This window comes from Sulfoacidibacillus ferrooxidans (assembly GCF_022606465.1).
Taxonomy (GTDB): Bacteria; Bacillota; Bacilli; order Alicyclobacillales; family SLC66; genus Sulfoacidibacillus; species Sulfoacidibacillus ferrooxidans.
This window is the reverse complement of sequence record NZ_JALBUF010000007.1, coordinates 142,846-148,845: the sequence shown is the minus strand read 5'-3', so window position 1 is coordinate 148,845 and position 6,000 is coordinate 142,846. Positions and strand designations below refer to the sequence as shown.

The window sequence follows — 6,000 nt, the reverse complement described above, 5'->3', positions numbered from 1 at the left end:
ACAGCATTTTATACTGAAAATTAAAAATATGTCTGTCTATGGCAGGCTTATATAGATGCGTCCAAAATCACTTCCCTTCATTGTTCTTAGAACTCAATTAAGTGCTTGACATTAGATAGCTGGTCTCACAATCACAGTAATAGAGAAATATCCTAACTATTTTATCTCATATCTTAACCCTATGAAGCAAGTCATCATACTTCTATTTTACCGTCAATTGTTTAAAAAAACATTGAAAAAGATGTAACACTTCAATTAAATTAATGCACACTCAAACTGTATCATGTTTTGCTATAGCGTGGTAGTCCATCCTTATTTGATTGCTATATTTTGTTTTGCTATAGTTTACATTAGATTAATCACATAAGGAGAGACCGCATGACTTTTGCGCGATTAAACAATTCATATCTTGTTGAACTTTGGACTTTTATAAAATATGCTCTGACTGGAGTATTCAACACTGTGCTGACATACCTTGTTTATGTCATCCTTGTGTACATTCATATGCAGCCTAGTCTGTCATTAGCCATTGGTTACTTGATAGGTATGATCAGTAGTTATGCTATTAATAGTCGTTGGACATTCAAGAAAACAACAAACCCATGGAGTTATTTTTGGAGATTTCTGATCATTAATTTATTGATTCTTGTCTTAAGTGAAGTGACGTTACACGAACTATTGCATGTTATTCATTCAGCCGATATCGCGCAGCTAATCAATGTTATTCCAATGACATTGATTGGATTTTTATCAAATCGCTTTCTTGTTTTTGTTCCATCAGCCAGTTCTACATCTCTTAAAGGTAGTCAAACGGGCGTTTCAATTCCTGCAAAACTTAATGGGTTTCAAAAAGAATTATTTATTTTTTCTTTGATTACTGTAGTGATTCAGCACCTCTGGCTTACTTTTACATCACTTGTTGAGCTTCTTTTGCATAAAGAAAGAGTAAACTGGTACAATCTTTTCATAGGGAATTATCGACATTGGGATTCTGGATGGTATGTTGAGATTGCTCGCAACGGTTTTATCACACTAAAACAGACTGCTTTTTGGCCTCTATATCCCCTATTCATGCGCATTACTCATGATGTCACACAGACAGGCTATGCTGCCAGTGGGATCATCGTGTCTTTTATTGCTTTTGTATTTTTCTTATATTTTTTAGGACGCATTGCTACTATAGAATTTGGACCACATGTTGCACGTGCAACTATCTTGTTATTCGCATTTTTTCCTACGGCGTACTACTTTGATGCTGTATACACAGAGTCACTCTTTATGGTTTTTTGCGTAGCAGCCATTGATCGTGCCATGGCAAATAAATTTTGGACAGCTGGTCTACTTGCAAGCCTTGCTACGCTTACGCGAAATACAGGTGTATTTTTGGATCTAATTCTCTTATTTGAATATCTACGGCATCGCGATATGAATCTGCATTTCTGGACGAGTGTTTGGTGGAAGAAGTTGAATACACAAGTATTTGCATTGACATTACCAGCAGTTTTTTTAAGTCTATACATGATCTATCTTAAAAACTTAACAGGTCATTTCCTTGCATTTTTAACTGCAGAAAAGTACTGGCATCGTCAGTATATGCCTCTGTGGGATACGTATTACCTTTCTTGGTTACGGATGATACATTCTTCCGGTTGGTTTCATGAGTACTTTTTTACTGAAGTGTCTATGGTTACACTTGCTATTTGTATGGCTATAATTGGAATGCGGTATGTGCGTCGGTCCTATCGACAATTATCTTGGTGGCTCTACCTTATTGTTGTTCTTTGGATTGCTTCTACAGAACCTTCGATGAATGCAAAAGATTATTTAGTGAGCTTTCCAAGGTATATTCTGATGCTGTTTCCTGGTTTTATCTATTTGGGGTCTGCAGCCAACTATGTAAGAGCAACCCCTCTCATTGTTGTATTGTTTGCTATTGGCCTTGGCTTTTTAGGTAACATGTTTTTTCATGGCGTATGGATTGCTTAATCTAGATAGGAGGAAGTTACTGTGGTCAATCTGTCCGAGCAAACGTTACAAGATAGTACAAGTACTGATGCATATGTACGTAAACGCACACACGAGTTATCTTTGCTGTCCATTGTCATCCCAACCTATAATGAAGAATTAGTCATCCATGTGTTATATCATCGTCTACGAGAAGTATTGGATCAGCTTTCTATACCGTATGAACTTATTTTTGTAAATGATGGGTCTAAAGATCAAACGTTGCGCGAATTAATGAAACTAGCGAGAGAGCATAGTGAAGTGAAAGTCATTGATTTTTCAAGAAATTTTGGTCATCAGATTGCTGTTACTGCAGGAATGGATCATTCACAAGGCGATGCCGTTGTCATTATGGATGCTGACTTACAGGACTCCCCCCAACTCATTAAAGAATTTGTTGCAAAATGGCGAGATGGCTATGATGTAGTTTATGCCATTCGTGAAGAGCGAAAGGGAGAGACTGTATTCAAACGTGCTACTGCTAAACTTTTCTATCGTACGATGCAACGCCTTACAGATGTTCATATTCCTCTTGATACAGGTGACTTTCGCCTCATGAATCGCAACGTCGTTGACAGTCTTACTGCTATTCATGAACGTCATCGCTTTATACGTGGACTTGTGGCATGGGCAGGCTATTCTCAAATTGGTGTTCCATATGTACGTGATGAGCGATACGCTGGAGAGACTAAATATCCTTTGAAAAAAATGATTAAATTTGCATTAGATGGCATTACTTCATTTTCGTTTAAACCGTTGCAGTGGGCAACTAAGGTTGGATTTACAGTAGCTCTATTAGGTTTTATTAGCGCAATTGTAATTGTATATGAAAAAATATTTACAAATGTTACTATTCAAGGTTGGGCCTCTATTATGGTTGCGTTGCTTGTTATTGGCGGTATGCAACTACTTGTATTAGGTATTGTCGGTGAGTATATCGGTCGGATTTACGATGAGGTTCGCGCTAGGCCATTGTATTTGATTCAAGATCTCTATAATTTTGATAATGAAAAACAATTGTATCGCATGTAGACAATGTTCTCGTGTATGATGAGAGAAGCAATTATCTAATCACACACAAGGAGTACCTATGACGTTCATTTCTAAAAAGTTTTTTTCTTTTTTTCATAACTATCCTAGAGATTCTTATGTTTTTATATTTGCCAGTTTGGTCAACTCAACAGGAAGTGCACTCATGTGGCCTCTGACCACCATTTATGTGCACAATATCCTACATCGCTCTTATGGAGAAGCTGGACTTGTACTTTTTTTTCAATCATTAGCTGGAGTACTAGGACAAGTAATTGGAGGATCGTTATATCATAAGATTGGCGCAAAAAATTTGATTGTAGGATCTTTACTCTTAAGTGGTATTGCTCAATTAGGTCTTATTTTTGCAAAGAGTTGGTATCCATATATCGAGGTTATGACTATCAATGGATTTCTAAATGCAGTTACGATGCCTGCAATTAGTGCCTTTATTGGATTTCAGTGGCGAGAACAACAATTTAAATTATTTAATATTATTTATGTTAGTAATAACGTAGGCGTTGCTATCGGAACGACATTAGCAGGGATTCTTGCATCGATCTCCTTTAATCTAACATTTTTAATCAATGGATTAACTACAATCTTATTTTCTGCCTTTTTTTATATGTATGTGCGCAGATTTGATTTGAAAGTGGTCAATGACGAACCAGTAGGATTGTCTCCACACAGTGATGAACTGAGTACTTGGGGATTATTACGCAATTATCGAGCATACTTATTTGTTTCTCTAGGTTCGTTATTCATATGGTTTTCAACATCTGCTTGGAATTCGGGCATTGCCCCTTATCTAAACCAAAAAGGCATGAGTTTAGCTAGCTATAGTTTTCTTTGGACAGTCAATGGTTTAGTCATATTATTGGCTCAACCACTCACCACTTTATTTAACCGTTTTATTGCAAAATCACTAGGTGCAAGACTGATGTCAAGTGCTTTATTCTACGCGATTGCCTTTCTTTTTATGTGGTTATTCCACAGTTCATATCCAAATCTGATTGTAGGGATGGCCATTGCTACAATTGGAGAGATGTTAATTTCACCAACAGTACCTGCACTTATTGTTCAAACAACTGGTAATTCATCACCTTTTTATCTTGGTATTGTTGGAGGTTTTGGGAGTGCAGGAAGGTTAATTGGTCCAATATTATTTGGTAATATGTTTGATTTTTGGGGCGTCTCCCCTATTCTCGCTGTCACTACTGTAGCTACATTTGCAGCCACTTTTCTCTTTGCCATACAAAGGCGTTATACAAAGCAACATGTTTCAAATCATACGATGTCAGAGACACATGGGACACATGCCTAACATACAGTATGATCGTATATGGTTTACTGTTTGGGGAGGCTTGTACAGTGACATTATCCATGCCGTTGATCTTGCAAGAAGCACCTGACTTTGTCTTACGCGGTTATTATAATAGCAATGAAGTGCGTGTGAAATTATCAGACTTTCGAGGCAAATGGATTGTGTTATTTTTTTATCTCAGTGATTTTTCAACGGTCTGACCAACTGAATTGTCAGCGGTCGCTGACATTTACTCTCAACTTTTGGAACAAAATACGCTTGTTTTTACAATAGATACGGATGATATAGGTGTGCATCGAGTGTTTCAAAAAGTACATCCTAAAGGACAAAACATCCGCTATCCTATGCTCTCTGATCTTACACATGAAGTGGGAATTGCATATAGCGCATATGATCCGGTAACTGGTCAAGATATGCGTGTCACAGTCATCATTGACCCCTCCGGGAACATTCGTAATTACGCAGTATATGACGCAGGAACTGGACGTAGTACAGTTGAACTTTTGCGGGTTTTATCTGCTCTTCAATATCAAGATGAGACCAATAAAATGACTCCTGCCAATTGGCAGCCAGGTCAAAAAGGATTGACTCCATCTTTAAAAAATTTTCCTGTCTAAAGAAGTATGTAAGAGCGCGGTTAGTTCGCAAATTTTGTGATGTAACCGCGCTCCAAGTGAAGTACTATGCTTCAATAATATAAGTATGTAACTCACCAATCCCCTCAATTTCGACTACTACTTCATCCCCTATGTGCAAGAATTTTGGATTTTCCATTCCAGCAGCTACTCCACTTGGTGTACCTGTAGCTATGACATCACCGGCTTCTAGAGTCATGATGCCAGATATAAACTCAAGCAAATAAGGAATGTCAAAAATCATGTTTGATGTATTAGCGTTTTGTCTTACTTCACCATTAACATAGCAACGAATATCCAATTTAAGTGGATCTACTTCCTCTTTCGTCACAAGCACAGGACCAAACGGACCACTCTGATCAAAGGTTTTACCCTGTAACCACTGTGATGTCCGCATTTGATAATCACGAACAGATAAATCATTGAAACAACTGTAGCCAGCTATGTACTCAAAAGCGTCTTCGCTTTTAATATTTTTAGCTGTTTTACCGATAATTACAGCAAGTTCTGCTTCATAATCAAGTTGATCAGATTGAAGCGGTTTAACGACTTTTCCATGTGGATCACTAATTACATTTGAAAATTTCGCAAAAATAATGGGAGTTGTGGGTGCTGCTGAGTTCATTTCTGCTGCATGGTCTTGATAATTTTTACCTACACAAATGATTTTTCCAGGATGTAAAATAGGTGCTCGCACTTGGATTTGTTCAAGAGTGTGCCATACGTTTGTATGTGTATCATGTAACTCATTCATTAAGGCAAGATCCATCAATATACGAACAAACGCCATCCCTTCTTCACCAGTGCGCAAGAAACTGACCATATCTCCAGCTACCGCTGCAGCGTATGCGCTCACTTGAGATTCTGTCATACCTTTTGCATATGTTCTGGCCGCTGCAGCAATGTCCATTACCTTTTGGCTCACTTGTACACCAATATAGCGCTTTCCTTCTCTTTCAAAAGTAACTAATTTCATGATGATCACCTCATCTTATTATTATGATTATC

The 6,000-nt window shown here is 37.6% G+C and carries 5 protein-coding genes; 4 read left to right on the top strand and 1 reads right to left on the bottom strand.

Translation table 11 applies throughout. The annotated features are described in order from the left end of the window. The first annotated feature begins 378 nt into the window (after window positions 1–378). The 4 genes from MM817_RS11530 to MM817_RS11515 all read left to right on the top strand — a co-directional run bounded on the left by MM817_RS11530 (window position 379) and on the right by MM817_RS11515 (window position 4,974). Window positions 379–1,986 carry a GtrA family protein gene (locus MM817_RS11530; RefSeq protein WP_241715178.1) on the top strand — a complete coding sequence of 536 codons (1,608 nt, stop codon included), beginning with the start codon at window positions 379–381 and terminating at the stop codon, window positions 1,984–1,986. A 102-nt stretch (window positions 1,987–2,088) separates the two neighbouring features. Further along, window positions 2,089–3,036, top strand: coding sequence for a glycosyltransferase family 2 protein (locus MM817_RS11525; RefSeq protein ID WP_241715194.1), 948 nt, complete (start codon window positions 2,089–2,091; stop codon window positions 3,034–3,036). Window positions 3,037–3,094: 58 nt separating this feature from the next. Beyond that, complete coding sequence (locus tag MM817_RS11520; protein WP_272879927.1) at window positions 3,095–4,357, top strand: MFS transporter; 1,263 nt, start codon at window positions 3,095–3,097, stop codon at window positions 4,355–4,357. An 8-nt stretch (window positions 4,358–4,365) separates the two neighbouring features. Beyond that, window positions 4,366–4,974, top strand: coding sequence for a peroxiredoxin (locus MM817_RS11515; RefSeq protein WP_336605169.1), 609 nt, complete (start codon window positions 4,366–4,368; stop codon window positions 4,972–4,974). 64 nt (window positions 4,975–5,038) lie between these two features. Here the strand turns inward: MM817_RS11515 and MM817_RS11510 are convergent, their stop codons facing one another. Continuing rightward, window positions 5,039–5,968 (bottom strand): fumarylacetoacetate hydrolase family protein, encoded by a 930-nt coding sequence (locus MM817_RS11510; RefSeq protein WP_241715165.1) that lies wholly within the window; start codon window positions 5,966–5,968, stop codon window positions 5,039–5,041. Between the last annotated feature and the right edge of the window lie 32 nt (window positions 5,969–6,000).